General features: G+C 74.1%; 16 protein-coding genes. All 16 read left to right on the top strand.

The window, feature by feature from the left end; genetic code table 11:
• Genes asnB through A8713_RS24530 form a run of 16 tightly spaced genes read left to right on the top strand, consistent with a single transcriptional unit; the run spans position 1 to position 20,493 of the window.
• The gene (gene asnB, locus A8713_RS24605; protein ID WP_064535736.1) at positions 1-1,941 is read left to right on the top strand and encodes an asparagine synthase (glutamine-hydrolyzing); all 1,941 of its coding nucleotides are present in this window, start codon (positions 1-3) and stop codon (positions 1,939-1,941) included.
• 33 nt (positions 1,942-1,974) lie between these two features.
• Entirely contained in the window at positions 1,975-4,170 is a 2,196-nt protein-coding gene (locus A8713_RS24600; protein WP_173860899.1) for a bi-domain-containing oxidoreductase, read from the top strand.
• Positions 4,167-6,122 (top strand): heparinase II/III family protein, encoded by a 1,956-nt coding sequence (locus A8713_RS24595; protein ID WP_064535735.1) that lies wholly within the window; start codon positions 4,167-4,169, stop codon positions 6,120-6,122. Before A8713_RS24600 ends, A8713_RS24595 begins: the two co-directional genes overlap by 4 nt.
• A gap of 8 nt (positions 6,123-6,130) precedes the next feature.
• A complete protein-coding gene (locus A8713_RS24590; RefSeq protein ID WP_064535734.1) occupies positions 6,131-7,666 on the top strand; it encodes a right-handed parallel beta-helix repeat-containing protein in 1,536 nt (511 codons plus the stop codon).
• Positions 7,656-8,888 (top strand): hypothetical protein, encoded by a 1,233-nt coding sequence (locus A8713_RS24585; protein ID WP_064537694.1) that lies wholly within the window; start codon positions 7,656-7,658, stop codon positions 8,886-8,888. Before A8713_RS24590 ends, A8713_RS24585 begins: the two co-directional genes overlap by 11 nt.
• A gap of 2 nt (positions 8,889-8,890) precedes the next feature.
• Positions 8,891-10,132, top strand: a complete 1,242-nt coding sequence (locus tag A8713_RS24580; protein WP_064535733.1) for a glycosyltransferase — start codon at positions 8,891-8,893, stop codon at positions 10,130-10,132.
• Complete coding sequence (locus A8713_RS24575) at positions 10,129-11,364, top strand: class I SAM-dependent methyltransferase (protein WP_064535732.1); 1,236 nt, start codon at positions 10,129-10,131, stop codon at positions 11,362-11,364. Before A8713_RS24580 ends, A8713_RS24575 begins: the two co-directional genes overlap by 4 nt.
• Complete coding sequence (locus A8713_RS24570; protein ID WP_064535731.1) at positions 11,361-12,155, top strand: sugar phosphate nucleotidyltransferase; 795 nt, start codon at positions 11,361-11,363, stop codon at positions 12,153-12,155. The genes A8713_RS24575 and A8713_RS24570 overlap by 4 nt, the downstream gene beginning before the upstream one ends.
• Complete coding sequence (locus A8713_RS24565; RefSeq protein ID WP_064537693.1) at positions 12,152-12,799, top strand: PIG-L deacetylase family protein; 648 nt, start codon at positions 12,152-12,154, stop codon at positions 12,797-12,799. Before A8713_RS24570 ends, A8713_RS24565 begins: the two co-directional genes overlap by 4 nt.
• Positions 12,800-12,802: 3 nt before the next feature.
• Positions 12,803-13,828 carry an NAD-dependent epimerase/dehydratase family protein gene (locus tag A8713_RS24560; RefSeq protein WP_064535730.1) on the top strand — a complete coding sequence of 342 codons (1,026 nt, stop codon included), beginning with the start codon at positions 12,803-12,805 and terminating at the stop codon, positions 13,826-13,828.
• A complete protein-coding gene (locus A8713_RS24555; RefSeq protein ID WP_064535729.1) occupies positions 13,816-15,099 on the top strand; it encodes a DUF4910 domain-containing protein in 1,284 nt (427 codons plus the stop codon). The genes A8713_RS24560 and A8713_RS24555 overlap by 13 nt, the downstream gene beginning before the upstream one ends.
• A 5-nt stretch (positions 15,100-15,104) precedes the next feature.
• On the top strand, positions 15,105-16,415 hold the full coding sequence (locus A8713_RS24550; RefSeq protein ID WP_064537692.1) for a hypothetical protein: 1,311 nt from the start codon (positions 15,105-15,107) through the stop codon (positions 16,413-16,415).
• Positions 16,412-17,359, top strand: a complete 948-nt coding sequence (locus A8713_RS24545) for a glycosyltransferase family 2 protein (RefSeq protein WP_064535728.1) — start codon at positions 16,412-16,414, stop codon at positions 17,357-17,359. Before A8713_RS24550 ends, A8713_RS24545 begins: the two co-directional genes overlap by 4 nt.
• Positions 17,356-18,585 carry a polysaccharide pyruvyl transferase family protein gene (locus tag A8713_RS24540; protein WP_064535727.1) on the top strand — a complete coding sequence of 410 codons (1,230 nt, stop codon included), beginning with the start codon at positions 17,356-17,358 and terminating at the stop codon, positions 18,583-18,585. Before A8713_RS24545 ends, A8713_RS24540 begins: the two co-directional genes overlap by 4 nt.
• Positions 18,582-19,133, top strand: a complete 552-nt coding sequence (locus tag A8713_RS24535) for a dTDP-4-dehydrorhamnose 3,5-epimerase family protein (protein ID WP_064535726.1) — start codon at positions 18,582-18,584, stop codon at positions 19,131-19,133. The genes A8713_RS24540 and A8713_RS24535 overlap by 4 nt, the downstream gene beginning before the upstream one ends.
• Positions 19,134-19,140: 7 nt before the next feature.
• Positions 19,141-20,493, top strand: coding sequence for a glutamate-1-semialdehyde 2,1-aminomutase (locus tag A8713_RS24530; RefSeq protein WP_107440703.1), 1,353 nt, complete (start codon positions 19,141-19,143; stop codon positions 20,491-20,493).
• Positions 20,494-20,500 lie beyond the last annotated feature (7 nt).

The raw sequence follows: 20,500 nt of genomic DNA, 5'->3' as shown, positions 1-20,500 counted from the left end.
ATGTGCGGCATCGCAGGCACGTACCGGTGGCCGGACGGCAAGGCCGTCGCCGACCGGCTCACCGAGGTCCTCGCCCACCGCGGTCCGGACGGGGCGGGGCGCTACAGCCACCCCGCGGGGGACGGCGAGGTGCACCTCGGGCACCGCCGGCTGGCCGTCGTCGACCTGTCGCCGACCGGCGCCCAGCCGATGGTCTCCGGCGGCCTGGCCCTGACGTACAACGGCGAGCTGTACAACGCGCCCGAGCTGCGCGCCGAACTGGCCGCCGCCGGGGTGCGCTTCCGCGGTACCTCGGACACCGAGGTGCTGCTGGAGGCGTGGCGGCGCTGGGGCACGGACTGCCTGCCCCGGCTGCGCGGCATGTTCGCGTTCGGGGTGTTCGACGAGCGGACCGGCGATCTGGTGCTCGCCCGCGACCAGTTGGGCATCAAGCCGCTGTTCGTGCTCCGCCGGGGCGAGGGCCTGGTGTTCGCCTCCGAGCTGAAGGCGCTCGCCGCCGTGAGCGGCGGTGCGCTCCAGGTGGACCACGCGGCGCTGGTGGCCTCGCTGCTGTACTACTGGGTGCCGGACTCGCGGTGCGCGTACCGGGAGGCGGAGAAACTGCCGCCGGGGAGCTGGCTGAGGTGCCGGGCCGACGGGCGGGTGGAGCGCGGCCGGTACTGGCGGCTGAAGGACGTCGCCGCCGAGGGCGCCGAGCGGGCCCGAAGCGGCGAGCGGCCGGATCTCGCCGCCGTGGTGGAGGAGTCGACGCGCCGCCATCTGCTCTCCGACGTGCCGGTGGCCGCCTTCCTCTCCGGCGGCCTGGACTCCAGCTATCTGACCGCGCTGGCGGCCCGCGAGCGGCCGGGCATCTCGGCCTACACGATCGGGTTCCGCGCCGAGGACGCCCGGTTCGAGGCGATGCCGGACGACCTGCGCTACGCCCGGCGGGTGGCGGAGCGGTTCGGGGTCGATCTGCACGAGATCGAGATCGCCCCGGACGTGCTCGACCTGCTGCCCCGGATGACGTACCACCTGGACGAGCCGATCGGCGACCCGGCGGCGATCAACACCTTCCTGATCTGCTCGGCCGCCCGCGACGCCGGGGTCAAGGTGATGCTCTCGGGGATGGGCGCCGACGAGCTGTTCGCCGGGTACCGCAAGCACCTGGCCAATGTGCTCGCGCTGCGCTACCAGCGCGTGCCCCGGCCGCTGCGGCGCGGCCTGTCCCGGGCCGTGGACCGGCTGCCGGTGGCCTCGGCCCGCCGGGGGTACCGGTCGGTGCGCTTCGCCAAGCGGTTCCTGTCCTTCGCCGGGCTGCCGGAGGAGACCGCGTTCCGGCGCAGCTACACCATGTACGACCGGGACGAGCTGCTCGCGCTGGTCGACCCGGACCTGGCCGGGGCGGTCGAGGACGTGCTGACCGAGCACGCGGACGTGTACCGGGACAACACGCTCGACGACTTCGTCAACCGCATGTGCCTGGGCGACGCCCGGATGTTCCTGCCGGGCCTGAACCTCGCCTACACGGACCGGTCGAGCATGGCCGCCTCGACCGAGGTCCGGGTGCCGTACGTGGACGTCGAGGTGGTCAGGGCGGCGTTCGCGGTGCCCGGCGACCGCAAGATCGTCGGGCGGCAGGGCAAGGCGGTCCTCAAGGAGGCGGCGGGCACGGTCCTGCCCAAGGAGATCGTGTACCGGCCCAAGGGCCTGTTCAGCGCCCCGCTGCGGGCCTGGATGAGCCGGGACCTGGCGCCGCTGGTGCGCGAGGTGGTGCACGACGGCGAGCTGGTCCGCTCCGGGTTCCTGCGCCGTGATGCGCTGGCGCGGATGGCCGCCGAGGACGCCGCCGGGCACCGGGACTTCTCCAAGCATCTGTGGCATGTGCTGACCCTCGAACACTGGTATCGCGGCGCGGTCCCGGGGACCGGCCCGCACGCTCCTTCGACGTCGACGGCTTAGAGACAGCAGAGACATGAGAGACAAGGGACTTCGGTGAAACAGGTCGTGCAGAACTACCGGAGCGGCGAACTGGCGCTGCTCGACGTGCCGGTGCCCGGGTGCAAGCCGGGCGGAGTGCTGGTGCGGAGCGCCTACTCGCTGATCTCCACCGGGACCGAGCTGATGAAGGTGTCCGAGGCCGGCATGTCGATGCTGGGCAAGGCCCGTTCGCGTCCCGACCAGGTGGCCAAGGTCGTGCAGAGCGTCGCGGCCAACGGCGTGCCGGCCACGTACCGCAAGGTGATGGGCAAGCTGGACTCCTACACGCCGCTGGGCTACTCGCTGTGCGGGGTGGTCGAGCAGGTCGGCGCCGGGATCGACGAGGTGAAGGCCGGTGACCTGGTGGCCTGCGCGGGCAACGAGCACGCGCTGCACGCCGAGCTGAACTGGGTGCCGAAGAACCTCTACGCACCCGTGCCCGACGGTCTCGCGCCCCGGCACGCGGCCTTCGGCACCGTCGGGTCGATCGCGTTGCAGGGTGTGCGCCAGGGCGAGTCGCGGCTCGGCGAGGTGGCCCTGGTCATCGGCCTCGGGCTGATCGGGCAGCTGGTGGTCCAGCTGCTGACGGCTTCCGGGGTCCATGTGGTCGGGGCCGACCCGGATCCCGCGCGCTGCGAACTGGCCGCCCGCCTCGGCGCGGTGGCCTGCGGCGACCCCGGCTCGGCCGCCGTGGAGAACTCCGTCGCCGAGCTGAGCGGCGGCCACGGCGCCGACCAGGTGTATCTGGCCGCGGGCGGCGGCAGCAACCAGCCCGTGGAGCTGGCCGCCCGGCTCGCCCGGGACCGGGGCCGGGTCGTCGACATCGGCAAGTGCCGCCTGGACCTGCCCTGGAACGCGTACTACGAGAAGGAGCTCGACGTCCGGTTCTCCCGCTCCTACGGCCCCGGGCGCTACGACCCGGAGTACGAGCTGGAGGGGCGGGACTACCCGATCGGCCATGTGCGCTGGACCGAGCGGCGCAACCTGGCGTGCTTCCTCGATCTGCTGGCCCGCGGCCGCCTCGACGTGGAGCCGCTGATCTCCCATCTGGCCGACTTCGACGACGCCGTGGAGACCTACCGGCGGCTGGAGGGCGGCGAACTGAAGGCCGTGGCCGTGCTGTTCCGCTATCCGGGGCAGCCCGCGGCGGCCCCGGAGGCGGCGGCACCGGCGGTGACCGTGCCCGCCGTGCGGCGCGGCGGTGCGGCACCGGCCCCGGCCCGGCCCGCCGGGACTCCGGTGCGGCTGGCGTTCGTCGGCGCGGGCAACTACGCGACGTCGATGCTGCTGCCGCACCTGGCGGGCCGCGAGGGCGTCGAACTCTCCGCGGTCGTCACCACGACGGCGCTGTCCGCGGCCAACGCCAGGCGCACGTTCGGCTTCGCCCGTGCCACCACCGACCTCGACACGGTGCTCGGCGACTCTTCCGTGGACGCGGTGTTCGTGGTCACCCGCCACAACTCGCACGCCGAGCTGACCCGCAGGGCGCTGCTGGCCGGCAAGGCGGTGTTCGTGGAGAAGCCGCTCGCGCTCACCGAGGACGAGCTGTCGGGTGTGCTCGCGGCGGTGGAGGAGTCCGGCAACGACCGGCTCCAGGTGGGCTTCAACCGCCGGTTCGCGCCGCTGCTCCAGGAGGCCAGGAAGCTGCTCGGCGCCCGGACGGGACCGGCGAGCCTGCGCTACCTGGTCAACGCCGGGCGTCTCGAACACGGCAGCTGGTACCTCCGGCAGGGCACGGAGGGCTCGCGGTTCACCGGTGAGGGCGGGCACTTCATCGACACGGCGAGCTGGCTGCTGGGCGCCGACCCGGTCTCGGTGTACGCCGTCGCCCCGCCCGGCCAGGAGGACCTCCAGGTCGTGCTGTGCTACCCGGACGGCTCCACCGCCACCGTCAGCTACGTCACCAGCGGCGCGCCCGGCTTCCCCAAGGAGACGCTGGACCTGGTCGCGGACGGCAAGGTGCTGCGCCTGGACGACTTCGTCCGGGCCTCGGTCCACGAGGGGCGCCGCAGGCAGTGGGCCGGGTCCCGGCTGCCCCGGGCCCGGGACAAGGGGCAGAACGCCGAACTCGCCGCGTTCGTGCGGGCGGTGCGCACCGGCGGACCGATGCCGGTGCCGCTGGAGTCGCTGGTCGCGACCACGTCGGCCACCCTCGCCGTGCGGGCCTCGCTGGCGGCCGGCGCGCCGGTGGCCCTGGCGGGGGCGCGATGACCATGAGCGCGGGCTGGTACCTGCGGCGGCTGTCCCGGATGGGGCCGCGGGAGATCGGCGGCCGGACGGCCGACGCGGTGCGCAGACGGCGGTGGCGGTCGGCGGCGCCGCCGAGGCGCCCGGAGGTGACCGGCGCCCGGTTCACGGCGGTGCTGCCCGCGGGCACGGCCGCCGCGGTGGCCCCGGACGCCGCCAAGCGCCTGCTGGCCGAGGCGGACCGGCTCATGGCCGGGCACGGCGGCTGGTTCGGGGTGGCCCGCGACGACCTCGCCGACCCGGACTGGTCGTACGACCCGAGGACCGGGCGCCGGGCCCCGGGCGGCTACGCCTTCGACGTGCCGTACCGGGACGAGGACGCGGTCGGGGACATCAAGCAGCTCTGGGAGCCGTCCCGGCACCAGTACCTCACCGTGCTCGCCGCCGCCCACGCGCTCACCGGGGACGAGCGGTACGCGGAGCGGGTGGCCGCCCTGCTGCGGTCGTGGTGGGCGGCCGATCCGCCGCTGCGCGGGGTGCACTGGGCCAGCGGCATCGAGCTGGGGATCCGGCTGCTGTCGTGGGTGTGGATCCGGCGGCTGCTGGAGGGCTGGCCGGGCGCGGCGGCGCTGTTCGAGGACAATCCGGTGGCGCTGGACCAGATCTGGCACCACCAGCGCTGGCTGGCCGCCTTCCCGAGCCGGGGCTCGTCGGCGAACAACCATGCCGTCGCCGAGGCCGCCGGGCAGTTGGCCGCGTCCTGCGCGTTCGGCTGGTTCCCCTCCTCGCCGCGCTGGCGCGCCGACGCGCTGGCGTCGCTGGAGCGGCACCTGAGGAGCAACACCTTCGGTTCCGGCCTCAACCGCGAACTGGCCACCGAGTACCACGGTCTGGTCCTCGAACTGGGTCTCGCGGCCGTGGCGGAGGCGGATGCCGCCGGTGTGCCGGTGCCCGCCGTGGTCCGGCTGGTGCTGCTGCGGATGACGGACGCGCTCGCGGCCGTCGTGGACGGCGCGCTGCGGCCGCCGCGCCAGGGCGACGCGGACGACGGGCACGGCCTGGTCGTGGACGGCGCGGGCACCGACCGCTGGGGCTCGCTGCTGGCCACCGGGGACGCCGTGTTCGGGCGGCTGGACTGGTGGCCGGAGGTGACCGGCGCCGATGTGCGCACCCCGCTGCTGGCCGCGCTGGTGCGGCCCGGCGCCCCGGCCGTGTCCCGCCCGGCTCGGCGGCCGGACCACTTCGCCGACGCGGGCCTGACCGTCCTGCGGGGTCCGGAGGGGATCTGGTGCCGCTGCGACGGCGGCCCGCACGGCTTCCTGTCCATCGCCGCGCACGCCCACGCGGACGCGCTGTCCGTGGAGGTCCGGCACGACGGGGTCGACGTGCTCGCCGACCCGGGGACGTACTGCTACCACGGGCAGCCCGCGTGGCGGCGGTACTTCCGCTCGACGCTCGGCCACAACACCCTGGAGCTGGGCGGCGCCGACCAGTCCGTCTCGGGCGGCCCGTTCCTGTGGACGCGTCAGGCCCGCAGCCGGGTCCTGGCCGCGGACCCGTCCGGCGCCGAGAGCGGGGGGACCGCCCGCTGGTGCGCCGAACACGACGGCTACCGGCCCGCCGTGCACCGCCGTCTGGTGGAACTGGACGGTGCCACACAGGAGTTGCGGGTGGTCGACGAGGTGCGCGGCGCGCGCCGCTCCGTACGCCTGGCGTTCCATCTCGGCCCGGCGGTCACCGCCGATCTGGCGGGGCACCGGGCCGTGCTCACCTGGACCCGGGACGGCGAGGACCGCCGCGCGGTGCTGGACCTGCCCGCGGAGCTGGACTGGCGGGCGCACCGCGGCGAGAGCGACCCGCCGCTCGGCTGGTACTCCCCCGGATTCGGCCGCAGGGAACCCGCCACGACCCTGGTCGGCACCGGATTCACCGACGGCACAAGGGAGTTCACCACCGTGCTCGGGTTCGGCGGCTAGGGGGGCGTGTGGGGAACAAGTGGCGGCACCGGAGGCTGCCCGCGGCACTGCTGGCGCTGGCCCTGTCGGCGGCGGCCGGCTGCGACGGCACGCACAGCGCGCGGCCGAAGCCGACCGCCGCGCCGTCCGCGTCCGCTGCCCGGGTGTGCGCCGAGCCCGTGCCCGGTCCCGCGAAGGCACCGGCGGGCGCGGTGACCGTCGACCCCGCCGTCGCCGGCGATCTGGCCGCCAAGACCAGGAACAGCCCGCCGCACACCACCTTCTGGCTCCGGCCGGGCACGCACCGGCTCGGGCCGGACCGCTACGCCCAGGTCCTGCCCAAGGAGGGCGACACCTATCTCGGGGCGCCGGGCGCGGTGCTGGACGGCCGCAAGACCAACCAGTACGCGTTCGGCGGCACCGCCCCCGGCGTCACCATCCGCTTCCTGACCGTGCGGGGGTTCGCGGCCCCGCAGAACGAGGGCGTCGTCAACCACGACTCGGCCGACGGCTGGGTGATCGAGCACACCACGATCCGCGACAACTCCGGTGCCGGGCTGATGGCCGGGGCCCGCCAGCAGGTCCGCGCCAGTTGTCTGCGCGGCAACGGCCAGTACGGCATGAACGCCTACAAGGGCACCGGCCGCATCACCGGCCTGGTGCTCGACGGCAACGAGATCACCGGCAACAACACGGACGACTGGGAGCGGCGGAAGCCGGGCTGCGGCTGCACCGGCGGCGTCAAGTTCTGGGACGTCGACGGCGCCGACGTACGCGGCAACTGGGTGCACGACAACCGCGGGGCCGGGCTGTGGGCGGACACCGACAACAACGACTTCCTCGTCGAGCAGAACGTGATCGAGGCCAACGACGGTGCCGCGCTGATCTACGAGACCAGCTACAACGCGGTCGTCCGCGACAACACGATCCGCCGCAACAACCTGGTGGAGGGCCGCCGTTACGCCGACCGCGGCGACACCTTCCCGTTCGCGACGGTCTATGTGTCCGAGTCCGGCGGCGAGCCGCGGATCCCGGCCCGCACGGACGAGATCGAGATCTACCGGAACGTCCTGGAGGACAACTGGTCCGGCATCACCCTGTGGGAGAACGCCGACCGGTTCTGCAACAGCCCGGCCAACACCTCCTCCGGCTCCTGCACGCTGCTGGTGAAGGACGCCCGCCGCTGCGCGCGGCCCGCGATCGCCCGCGCGCCGCTCTACTCCGACTGCCGCTGGAAGACCCAGCGGGTGGACATCCACGACAACCGCTTCGTGCTGGACAAGGCCGCCGTCGGCTGCACGGTGAAGTGCGACCGGATGGCGGTGCTCGCCAACTACGGCACCTACCCGGACTGGTCGCCGTACCAGGGCGAGCGGGTGGCCGAGGCGATCACCCTGGAACAGCACAACCGCTGGCACGACAACGTCTACGTCGGGCCGTGGACGTTCGTCGCCCACGACCCGAGCCGGACCCTGGACCGGACGCAGTGGCAGGGCGCGCCCTACCGGCAGGACGCGGGCAGCACCTTCTCCGCACCACCGGGAGGTGACCGCGATGGCGGCTGACCGCACGTCGCGGATCGTCGGGGCGTCCTGGGGGCTGCTGGTCCTCAACACGCTCGGCTCCGCCGGGGCGCGCACCATCGTGCCGCTGCCCCGCTCGCTCATCCAGATGGTCACCATGGGGGCGCTGGTCGCCGCGTTCGCGCTGGCGCTCGCGGCCAATCCCCGGGTGCGGATCCGTCCCGGCGCCTATCTGCTGCTGCTCACCCTGCTGCTGGTGCCGAGCGTGATCTCCAGCGTGCATCTGGCGTCCGGGTTCGGCGCGCTGTTCCGCTGCGGCAGGCTGGCGCTGTTCGTGAGCACGCTGTGGCTGCTCAGCCGCTGGTGGGACGGCGGCACGACGTTCGTACGGCAGCACATCCGGATGTATCTGGCGGTGCTCGCCTCGGTGGCCGCCGGTCTGCTCGCCTCGCCGGGCGCGGCGCTGCCCGACCTCTACGGCGGGCGGCTGGTCGGCGCGTGGTGGCCGCTGACCCCGCCGCAGATCGGGCAGTACGCGGCGGTGATCATCGGGCTGACCGTGCTGCTGGTGCTGGGCCGCCGCACCGACCGGACCAGTGCGGCGGTGGTCGTCGTGCCGTCCCTGGTGCTGCTGGCGCTGACCCACACCCGCACGGCCACGCTGGGGCTGCTCATCGGGCTGGCGGCGGCGATCGGCTCGCTCGTGCTGACCAGCGCCGCCGCCCGCCGGTTCTTCGCCTGGGCCCTGCTGTGCGGCGCGGTGGCCGCGGTGGGCTTCTCCTCGGCGGTGCGGACGTGGTTCCTGCGCGGGCAGAGCCAGGAGAACTTCTCCAGCCTCACCGGCCGCGCCAAGGTCTGGCACGCGCTGCTGACGGCGCCCCGGACGACCACGGAGTACCTGTTCGGCGCGGGCCTGGGCGACAAGTCCTTCGACGGGCTGCCGATCGACAACAGCTGGCTTGCCGTCTACAACGAGCAGGGCGTGCTGGGCGTCGCCCTGGTCGCGGCGGTCATCGCCGTCCTCGGCGGTGTCGCGCTGCTGCGCCCGCCGTCGCTGTCGCGGGCCTGCGCGATCTTCCTGATCACCTACTGCGCCATCGCGTCGTACACCGAGGCCGGGCTGGGCGACGCCTCGCCGTATCTGCTGCATCTGGCCGTGGCCGCCTCGCTGCTGGCCACGCCCGCCGAGGCCGCCGCGCTTCCGGCGCCCGGCGTCCCCCGGCGGCACGTGCCGCGCTGGGCCGAGAGTGGGGAGGTGACCTGAGCATGCGTGTCCTCGTGGTGCACAACCGCTACGCGTCGGCGCAGCCGAGCGGGGAGAACAAGGTCGTCGACCAGGAGGTGGCGCTGCTGCGCGAGGCCGGGCACCGGGTCGAGGTGTTCGAGCGGCGCAGCGACGACATCGCCGCCCGGTCCCTGCCGGGCAAGGCCGCCGTCCCGCTGCTGGTGCCGTGGAACCCGGCGGTCCGCGCGGAACTCGCCGCCCGGCTGCGTACGGCACGGCCGGACGTGGTGCACATCCACAACGTCTTCCCGCTGCTGTCCCCCGCGGTGCTGGCCGCCTGCGCCGACACCGGGGTGCCCGCCGTCGCCACGCTGCACAACTACACCCAGGTCTGCCCGCCCGGCACGCTGCACCGGGACGGCCGGGCGTGCACCGAGTGCGTCGGGTCCACGCCGCTGCCCGCCGTCCGGCACGGCTGCTACCGCGGCTCCCGGCTGGCGACGGTGCCGCTCGCGGTCGGCATGGCGGTCAACCGGCGGCGGTGGTGGACGGGCGTGGAGCGGTTCTTCTGCATCTCCGCGGCGCAGCGCGAGGTCCTGGTCCGGGCCGGGATGCCGGCCGAGCGGCTGGCGGTGAAGCACAACTTCGTGCCCGAGCCGGGCGTCCGCCGCGACGGCCCCGGCGAGCACCTGCTGTACCTGGGCCGGCTCGCGGAGACCAAGGGCGTACGGCTGCTGATGGCCGCGTGGGACGAGATCGCGGCCGGCGGCGGTGCGGGCGTACCGCTGGTGATCGCCGGGGCGGGGCCGCTGGAGCGGGAGGTGACCGCCTGGGCGGCGGGCCGCGACGACGTGCGTTACGCCGGTCTGCTCGACCGGGACGAGTGCCGCCGGGCCGTCGCCCGGTCGGTGGCCGTGGTGGCGCCGTCGACCTGGCTGGAGGCGTTCGGCCTGGTGGTGGTGGAGGCGATGGCGGCGGGCGTCCCGGCCGTCGCCGCCGCACACGGCGCCTTCACCGAACTCGTCGAGGACGGGGTGACCGGGCTGCTGCACCGGCCGGGCGAGGCCGCCTCGCTCGCGTCCTGCCTGCGCCGGATCACCGCCGAGGGCGCGCCGGGCGAGGCGATGGGCCGGGCGGCCCGGCTCCGTTACGAGCAGGGCTTCAGCCCGGCCGTCGGGCTGGAGCGCCTGCTGGAGGGGTACCGCACCGCGATCGCGGGACGGACGGCACTGGCCCGTGGCGGGGGTTCCCGCGCGGGCAGGGGGGATGGGGACAGCGGATGACACGATGCCGACTCTGCGGCTCCGAGGCGATGGCGAGCGTCGTCGACCTGGGGGCGACACCACCGTGCGAGAGCTTCCTCGCAGCGGACCAGCTGGACGAGCCGGAACCGGCGTACCCGCTGCACCTGCGGGTCTGCACCGACTGCTGGCTGGCGCAGCTCCCGCCGCTGATCACACCGGAGGAGACGTTCAAGGAGTACGCGTACTTCTCCTCGTACTCGGCCTCCTGGGTGGAGCACGCGCGCGCGTTCGTCGACGGCGCCGTGCGGCGGCTGGGCCTGGACGAGGGCTCCTTCGTGGTCGAGGTCGCCAGCAACGACGGGTACCTGCTGCGGCACGTGGTGGACCGCAGGATCCGCTGCCTGGGCGTCGAGCCGTCGGTGAACGTGGGCGCGGCGGCGCTGGAGGCGGGCGTGCCCACGCTCACCGCGTTCCTCGACCCGGACACCGGAGCGGCCGTCCGCGCCGAGCACGGCCCGGCCGACCTGGTCGTGGCCAACAACGTGTACGCGCACATCCCCGACGTCACCGGCTTCACCCGGGGCCTGCGCGCCCTGGTCGCCGACGACGGCTGGGTCTGTGTCGAGGTGCAGCACCTGCTGACCCTGATCGAGGAGAACCAGTACGACACGATCTACCACGAGCACTTCCAGTACTACACGGTCGCCTCCGCGATCCGCGCGCTGGCCGGCGGCGGGCTCGCGCTCGTGGACGTCGAGCTGCTGCCCACGCACGGCGGTTCGATCCGGCTGTGGGCCCGGCCCGCCGAGGCGGCCGGTACGCCGTCGCGGCGCGTGGCCGACGTGCTGGCCCGGGAGCGGGCCGCCGGGCTGCAAGAGCTGTCCGGTTACACCGAGTTCTCCGCCCGGGTGGCCAAGGTGCGCCGCGATCTGCTGCGGTTCCTCGTCGAGGCGGCCGACCGCGGCGAGACGGTGGTCGGCTACGGCGCCCCGGGCAAGGGCAACACCCTGCTCAACCACTGCGGCATCCGGCCCGACCTGCTCCCGTACACGGTCGACCGCAACCCGTACAAGCACGGCAGGTTCACCCCCGGCACCCGCGTCCCGGTCCTGCCGCCCGAGCGGATCGCCGCCGACCGGCCCGACTACGTCCTGGTCCTGCCGTGGAACCTGCGGGCCGAGCTGGTCGAGCAGCTGTCCTATGTGCACGACTGGGGCGGCCGGCTGGTCTTCCCCATACCGGAACTGAGCATTGTCGAGGTCAGGCCATGAAGGTCGTTCTCTTCTGCGGCGGCTACGGGCTGCGCATGCGCAACGGCACCTCCGACGACGTGCCCAAGCCGATGGCGATGGTCGGCCCGCGCCCGCTGATCTGGCACGTGATGCGCTACTACGCGCACTACGGGCACACGGAGTTCATCCTGTGCCTGGGCTACGGGGCCCACCACATCAAGGAGTTCTTCCTCCGCTACGAGGAGACGGCCTCCAACGACTTCGTGCTGCGCGGCGGGCGGACCGAGCTGCTGTCCACCGACATCTCCTCGTGGACGATCACGTTCGCGCAGACGGGCCTGGAGTCGCCGATCGGCGAGCGGCTGCGCCGGGTGCGCCACCATCTGGACGGCGACGAGATGTTCCTCGCCAACTACGCCGACGTGCTCACCGACGCGCCGCTGCCGGAGATGATCGACCGGTTCGCGCGGCGCGACGCGGGCGCCTCGATGATGGTGGTGCCGCCGCAGTCCTCGTTCCACTGCGTGGAGCTGGGCGACGACGGACTGGTGGGCGGCATCACCGCGGTGAGCGAACTGCCGCTGTGGGAGAACGGCGGCTACTTCGTGCTCCGCCAGGAGGTCTTCGACCACATCCCGGAGAACGGCGACCTGGTGGCCGACGGGTGCGCCGAACTGGCCAAGCGCGGACGGCTGACGGCGTACCGGCACCGCGGTTTCTGGAAGCCGACCGACACCGTCAAGGAGCGCGCCGCGCTCGACGAGGCGTACGCCCGGGGCGAGCGGCCGTGGGCCGTGTGGGAGCGGGCCGGCGCCGGAGCGCGGGCGTGATTCGGCTCGGGGCCGGGCCCCTGGACCGGGTCGTCGCGGTCGGCGCGCACTGCGACGACATCGCCATCGGCGCCGGCGGCACCCTGCTGACGCTCTGCCGCGCCCGGCCCGGCGTCCGCGTCGACGCGCTGGTGCTCTCCGGTGGCGGCGGCGAGCGGGAGCAGGAGGAGCAGGCCGCGCTCGCCGCCTTCTGTCCGGGCGCCGACCTGCGGCTGACCGTGCTCAAACTGCCCGACGGCCGCATCCCGGCCCGCTGGGAGGAGGCCAAGGCGGCGGTCGAGGAGCTGCGCGCGCGCACCGAGCCGGACCTCGTGCTGGCCCCGCGCGCCGACGACGCGCACCAGGACCACCGCACCCTGGCACGGCTGCTGCCCACCGCGTTCCGCGACCACCTCGTGCTCGGCTACGAGATCGTCAAGTGGGACGGCGACCTCGGCCGTCCGGCGGTGTACCAGCCGCTGTCGCCGGAGACCGCCGAGCGGAAGGTGCGGCTGCTCCAGGAGCACTATCCCTCGCAGCGGCACCGGCCCTGGTACGACCGGGAGGCCTTCCTCGGGCTCGCCCGGATCCGCGGCATCGAATGCCACGCGCGCTACGCCGAGGCGTTCGCCGTCACCAAACTCACTCTCGACCTGGGGGAATGAACCTTGCGCGTACTGCTGACCGGCCACCTAGGCTACCTGGGCACCGTGATGGCCCCGGTGCTGACCGCCGCCGGGCACGAGGTCGTCGGGCTGGACGCCGGCCTGTTCGCCGACTGCGTGCTGGGCCCCGTGCCGGACGACCCGCCGGGGCACCGGGTGGACCTGCGCGACGTCACCGCCGACCAGGTGGCCGGGGTGGACGCCGTGATCCACCTGGCCGCGCTCTCCAACGACCCGCTGGGGTCGCTGGCGCCCGACCTCACCTACGACATCAACCACCGCGCCTCCGTACGGCTCGCCCGGCTGGCCCGCGACGCCGGGGTGCGGCGCTTCCTGTACGCGTCGACGTGCTCGGTCTACGGCGCGGCGGGCGGCGACGACCTGGTGACCGAGGACGCCCCGCTGCGCCCGGTGACGCCGTACGCGGAGTCCAAGGTGCGGGTGGAGGACGATCTGCACGCCCTCGCCGACGGCGACTTCAGTCCGGTGTACCTGCGCAACGCCACCGCGTTCGGCCACTCGCCCCGGCTGCGCGCCGACATCGTGCTGAACAACCTGGTGGGCCACGCGCTGCTGTCCGGCGAGGTGCTGGTGCTCTCCGACGGCACGCCCTGGCGCCCGCTGGTGCACGCCGCCGACATCGCGCGGGCCTTCACGGCGGCGCTGACCGCGCCCCGAGAGGCGGTGCACGACCGGGCGTTCAACATCGGCAGCGAGACCAACAACGTGACGGTCGCCGAGATCGCCGGGCAGGTCGCGGAGGCCGTGGACGGCTCGCGGGTGGTGATCACCGGGGAGACCGGCGCCGATCCGCGCTCCTACCGGGTGGACTTCTCCCGGTTCCGCGCCGCGGTGCCCGGCTTCGCGTGCGAGTGGACGGTGAAGCGGGGCGCGCTCGAACTCGCCGACGCCTACCGCGAACACGGGCTGACCCGGGAGGACTTCGAGCGGCGCTTCACCCGCCTCGCCGTGCTGCGCGCGGCCGCCGAGGCGGGCGCCGTCGACGACACCCTGCGGTGGCGCCGGTGACCGCCGCGGGCCAGGAGATGTACGCGCTGGTGGAGCGGCTGTACCCGCTGTGCCGGAGCATCACAGGCGACGGGGTGCGCGCCACGCTGGAGATCGTCGGCGAGTACGTCCCGCTGCGCGTGCACGAGGTGCCGACCGGCACGCAGGTGCTCGACTGGACGGTGCCGCGGGAGTGGAACATCCGGGACGCGTACATCGCCGACGCCTCGGGCCGCCGCGTCGTCGACTTCGCCGCGTCCAGTCTGCATGTGCTCGGCTACAGCGTGCCGGTGGCGGCGACCCTGCCGCTGGCCGAGCTGCGCGAGCACCTGTACACCCTGCCGGAGCATCCGTCCTGGGTGCCGTACCGCACCAGCTACTACGAGCCCAAGTGGGGTTTCTGCCTGGCCCAGGAGACGCTGGACGCGCTGCCCGAGGGCGAGTACGAGGTGCGCGTCGACTCCACCCTGGCCGACGGCCACCTCACCTACGCCGAGCACGTGGTCCCGGGGCAGGTCCCCGACGAGGTGATCGTCTCCGCCCACGTCTGCCACCCGTCGCTGGCCAACGACAACCTGGCCGGCGTCGCGGTGGCGGTGTTCCTGGCGCGGGCGCTGGCCGGGCAACAGCCGTACTACACCTACCGGTTCCTCTTCGCGCCCGGCACCATCGGGGCGATCACCTGGCTGGCCCGCAACGCGGAGCGCGTCGACCGGGTCAGGCACGGACTGGTGCTGGCCTGCGCCGGCGACCCGGGCCGTCTGACGTACAAGCGGAGCAGGCGCGGCGACGCGGAGATCGACCGGGTGCTGCGCCATGTGCTGACCGCCTCCGAACGACCGCACGAGATAAGGGAGTTCACTCCGTACGGCTACGACGAGCGGCAGTTCTGCTCGCCCGGGTTCGATCTCGGCGTGGGCTCGCTCAGCCGGACCCCGTACGCCGGATACCCGGAGTACCACACCTCGGCGGACGACCTGGACCTCGTCTCGCCCGAGGCGATGGCGGACACGCTCGCCGTGTGCCGCGAGGCGTTCGCCGTGCTGGACCGCAACCGGCGCTACGTCAACCTCAGCCCGTACGGGGAACCGCAGTTGGGCCGCCGCGGTCTGTACGACTCGCTCGGCGGACGCAGCGACGCCAAGGAGGCCCAGCTCGCCATGTTGTGGGTGCTCAGCCTCTCCGACGGCGAGCACAGCCTGCTGGACGTCGCCGAGCGGTCCGGGCTGCCCTTCGACGCCGTGGCCGCCGCCGCCGACGCCCTGCACGGCGCCGGACTGGTCAAGGCGTGACGCCGATGACCACCGGGGAGGAGCAGGCGGCGGCACCGCCGGACGGGGCCGCGGACGGCGGGCGGTCCGCCAAGCGCGCCCTCCTCGGCCGGCTGTCCTGGGGACTGGCCGACCAGGCGGCCTCCAGCGTCACCAACTTCGTGGTGGGCGTGTACGTGGCGCGCTCGCTGGGGGTGACCGCGTTCGGTGTGTTCAGCCTGGCCTGGGTGACCTACGGCGTGGTCCTCAACGTCTCCCGCGGGCTGGCCACCGACCCGCTCGTGGTGCGCTTCAGCGGCGTACCGCAGGCATCCTGGCGCGCGGCCGTGGAACGGTCGGCGGGCACCGCGCTCGGCGTCGGCGGCGCCATCGGCGCCGCGTGCCTGGTGGCCGGGCTCGGCCTCGGCGGCCGGGTGGGACCCGCGTTCGCCTGCCTCGGCGTGATGCTGCCGGGGCTGCTGCTCCAGGACTCCTGGCGGTTCGCGTTCTTCGCGGCGGGCGCCGGCCGCAAGGCGTTCGTCAACGACGTCGTGTCCGGTGTCGTGCTCGTCCCGGCCATGGTCGTGGCGGCCCGCGTGGGCAGCGTGCCCGCCTTCGTACTCGCCTGGGGCGCGGCCGCCACGGTGGCCGCCGGCTACGGCTGCCTCCAGTCCGGCATCCGGCCCCGGCCGGGCCGGGCGCGCGGCTGGCTGCGCGAACAGCGCGACCTCGGCTACCGGTATCTGGTCGAGAACGTCAGCCTCAGCGGCGCCGGCCAGCTGCGGGCGTACGGGCTCGGCGCGATCGCCGGGGTGAGCGCGGTGGGCGCGGTGCGCGGCGCCGAACTGCTGCTCGGACCGTTCCTCGCCGTGCTGATGGGCCTGTCGCTGGTCACCGTCCCGGAGGCGGCCCGGGTGCTGCGCCGGGCCCCGCACCGCCTCGGCTCGTTCTGCCTCGGCCTGGGCGGCGGCCAGGCCGCCGCCGCGCTGCTGTGGGGCGGGGCGCTGCTGCTGATGCCGGACCGGCTCGGCGAACTGGTGCTCGGCGACGTCTGGCACTCCTCCGCCGTGCTCATCGTGCCGGTCACCCTCAGCGTCGCGGGCGCGGGCCTGGGCACCGGCGCCGCGGCCGGGCTGCGCGCGCTCGGCGCGGCCCGGCGCAGCCTGCGCTGCCAGTTGCTCGCCTCCGCCTGCTACGTCGGCGGCGGTCTCGGCGGCGCGGCCCTCGCCGGCACCGTCGGCTCGGCCTGGGGCGTCGCCGCCGCGACCGTCGGCGGCTCGGCCCTGTGGTGGCGGCAGCTGCGCTCGGCCCTGCGCGAGCGGCTCCAGAACCCCGTACCCGAAGTGAGGAACCCATGACCGCCCGTCCCCGGCTGAGCATCGGCCTGCCCGTGTACAACGGCGAGGAGTACCTGGCCGAGTCCTTCGACGCGCTGCTCGGCCAGACCTACGAGGACTTCGAGCTGATCGTCTCCGACAACGCCTCGACCGACGCGACCGAGGACATCTGCCGGAAGTACGCCGCGCGGGACCCGCGCATCCGCTACCTCCGGCTCCCCCGCAACATCGGCGCCACCCCCAACCACAACCGGGTGTTCGCCGAGGCGCGCGGCGAACTGTTCAAGTGGGCCTCGCACGACGACCTGTACGGCCGGGACCTGCTGCTGCGCTGCGTCCAGGCGCTGGACGAGCGGCCCGACGTGATCCTCGCGCACACCGGCCAGGCCGTCGTCGACGGCGACGGACGGCTCAAGGTCCCCTACGAGTACGGGCTCGCCACCGACTCGCCGCACCCGCCGGAGCGCTTCCGCAGCCTGCTGTTCGAGCCGGGCGGCGACGACTTCTACGGGGTGATGCGGGCCGACGTGCTGCGCCGGGTGAAGCCGCTGGACAGCTACCACCACGCCGACCGCACGTTCGTCGCCGAGATCACCCTGCACGGGCGCTTCCACCAGGTGCCGGAGCTGCTGTACTTCCGCCGCGACCACCCGCACCGCGCCGAACGGGCCAACCCGGGCAAGCGCGCCCGGTGCGTCAATCTGGACCCGCGCCGGGCGGGCCCGCTGCACCCGGTGCCCCGGCTGCTCGCCGAGTACGTCTGGGGCTTCGTCGCCGCGGTCCGGCGGGCGCCGCTGTCCGCGGCCGACCGGCGGGCCTGCTACCGCCATCTGGCCGCGTGGGCGAGCAGCCGGGCCCGGCCGGGCGCCGGCGAGCGCGTCGAGGACCGGGCCCCCGTCGACCCGGAGCGGCTCGACGTGTCGGTCGACGCCCTGGTCGCCGGGCGCGAGGGGAGGCGGGCATGACGTCTCCCGCCCAACGCCCCGTACGCGTGGGGGTGTTCGGCCTGCTCGGCTCCGGCAACCTCGGCAACGACGGCTCGCTCGAAGCCGTCCTCGGCCACCTCGCCGCCCGGCACCCAGACGCTGCCGTGGACGCGCTGTGCGACGGCCCGGAAGCCGTCACGGCCCGGTTCGGGATCCCGGCGACGCGGCTGCACTGGTACCGGGGCGAGTACCGGACCGCGTCGCGCGCGGGCGCGGTCGCCGCCAAGGGCCTCGGCAAACTCGTCGACGCCTTCCGCACCGCCGCCTGGGTGCGCCGCCACGACGTGGTGATCGTGCCGGGCATGGGCGTCCTGGAGGCCACGCTGCCGCTGCGCCCGTGGGGCTTCCCGTACGCGCTGTTCCTGCTCTGCGCGAGCGGCCGGCTGTCCGGCACCCGCGTCGCGCTGGTCGGCGTCGGCGCGGCGCCGATCGGGAACCGGGCCACCCGCGCCCTGGTGCGCTGGTCGGCGCGGCTCGCCACGTACCGCTCGTACCGCGACGCCCAGTCGCGCGACGCGATCCGGGCGATGGGCGTGGACACCTCGCGCGACGAGGTCCACCCGGACCTCGCGTTCTCCCTGCCGGTGCCGCCGGACGGGCCCGCGGCGGAGCCGGGCCGGGTCTGCGTGGGCGTCATGGACTTCCACGGCGGCGACGACGACCGCGCCCGCGCCGACGAGATCCACCGCCGCTACCTCGACGGGACGATCCGCTTCGTCCGCGCGCTGGTGGCGGAGGGCAGACCGGTCCGGCTGCTCACCGGCGACCGGTGCGACGCGCCGGTGGTCGCCGCGATCCTCGACGCGGTGGACTCCCCGCTGGTCGGCGCCGCCGAGGCGGCCTCACTCGCCGACCTGATGAGGGAGACGGCGGCCGCCGACAGCGTGGTGGCCATCCGCTACCACAACCTCATCTGCGCGCTGCGGACCGGCACTCCCGTCCTCGCGCTCTGCTACGCGGCCAAGAGCGACGCGCTGATGGCCGGGATGGGGCTCGCCGCGTACTGCCATCCGGCGCGCGAGGTCGACGCCGACCGGCTGCTGGAGCAGTTCCGGTCGCTGGAGAAGGAGTCGGCCCGACTGCGCCGCACCCTCGCCGGACGCAACCGGGACGCCGCCCGGCGCCTGGAGGACCAGTTCGACGCCCTGACCGCGGCCCTGTTCCCGGCGGCCGGCCACACCCACGCCCTGCGGGAGGCTCCATGAAGGCGATCGACGTACCCGAGATCGACGGCGCGTACCTGTTCGAACCGACGTCCCACGCCGACGAACGCGGCTTCTTCTGCCGCACCTTCGACGCCGACGTGCTGCGCTCGGTGGGCCTGGACCCGGACGCCTTCGTCCAGGACAGCCTGTCCCGCTCGGCGGGCGGCGTGCTGCGCGGCCTGCACCTGCGCTCCGGCGCGGGCGAGGCCAAGCTGGTGCGGTGCTCCTACGGCAAGGTCTTCGACGTCGTCGTGGACCTGCGCCCGCACTCGCCGACCTACCTCGGCCGGGCCTCCTTCGAGCTGTCCGGCGAGACACAGGTGACGCTCTACGTCCCGGCCGGGTGCGCGCACGGCTTCCAGGCACTCACCGATCCCGCCGACGTCTCGTACCGTATCGACCGCCCGCACGATCCGGCCGAGGACGTGACGATCGCCTTCGACGACCCGGAACTGGCCATCCCGTGGCCGCTCCCGGTCACCTCGGCGTCCCGGCGCGACCGGGAGGCACCGGGCCTCGCCGAGGCCCTGCGACAGAGGGAGAGCTGAGGCAGGAGTGCACACCGAGAACACCGAAGGAACCGCGTTCCAGGGGGACTTGGACCTCCCCCGGTCGCGCGCGGCGAACGAACGGCTGCACGCCCTGATCCCGGGCGGCGCGCACACCTACGCCAAGGGCGACGACCAGTATCCCGAGAACCTGGCCCCGGTCATCAGCCACGGCCACGGCGCCCATGTGTGGGACGTGGACGGCAACCGGTACGTCGAGTACGGCTCCGGCCTCCGGTCGGTCAGCCTCGGCCACGCCCACCCGCGTGTGACCGAGGCGGTGCGGCGCCAACTCGACCGCGGCAGCAACTTCGTCCGTCCCTCCATCGTGGAGGTCGAGGCGGCGGAACGCTTCCTGGCGACGGTGCCGACCGCCGAGATGGTGAAGTTCGCGAAGAACGGCTCCGACGCCACCACAGCGGCGGTGCGCCTGGCCCGCGCCGCCACCGGCCGCCCGAAGGTGGCCGTCTGCGCCGACCACCCCTTCTTCTCCGTCGACGACTGGTTCATCGGCACCACACCGATGAACGCCGGTGTCCCGGCACCCACCGGCGACCTCACCCTGGCCTTCCCCTACGGCGACCTGACCGCCACCGAGGAACTGCTCACCCGCCACCGGGACGAGATCGCCTGCCTGATCCTCGAACCCGCCACCCACACCGAGCCCCCGCCGGGCTACCTCGCCGGCCTGCGCGACCTGGCCGACCGGCACGGCTGCGTCCTGGTCTTCGACGAGATGATCACCGGTCTGCGCTGGTCCGAGGCGGGCGCCCAGGGCCTGTACGGCGTCGTCCCCGACCTCTCCACGTTCGGCAAGGCCCTGGGCAACGGGTTCGCCGTCGCCGCGCTGGCCGGCCGCCGCGACCTGATGGAACGGGGCGGACTGCGCCACCCGGGCGACCGGGTGTTCCTGCTGTCCACCACACACGGCGCGGAGACCCACTCCCTGGCCGCCGCGACGGCCGTGCTCACCACCTACACCGAGGAGGGCATCACCGCCCGACTGCACGCCCTGGGCGAGCAGTTGGCCGCCGGTGTGCGCGCGGCGGCGGCCGCGGCGGGCGTCGCCGACCACGTCGTCGTCCGGGGCCGGGCCAGCAACCTGGTCTTCGCCACCCTCGACGAGAACGGACAGCCGTCGCAGCGCTACCGCACCCTGTTCCTGCGCCAGCTCCTCATGGGCGGGGTACTGGCCCCGTCGTTCGTGGTGAGCAGCGCGCTGTCCGACGCCGACATCGCCCACACCGTCGACACCGTCTCCCGGGCCTGCGCGGTCTACCGGAAGGCCCTGGACAACGGCGACCCGGCCCCGTGGCTCGGCGGACGCCCGGTGAAACCGGTGTTCCGGCGCCGGGCATGAGGTGACG

This window comes from Streptomyces sp. SAT1, assembly GCF_001654495.1.
Classification (GTDB): Bacteria; Actinomycetota; Actinomycetes; order Streptomycetales; family Streptomycetaceae; genus Streptomyces; species Streptomyces andamanensis.
The sequence above is the reverse complement of the archived record's forward strand: the minus strand, read 5'-3'. Positions and strand labels throughout refer to the sequence as shown.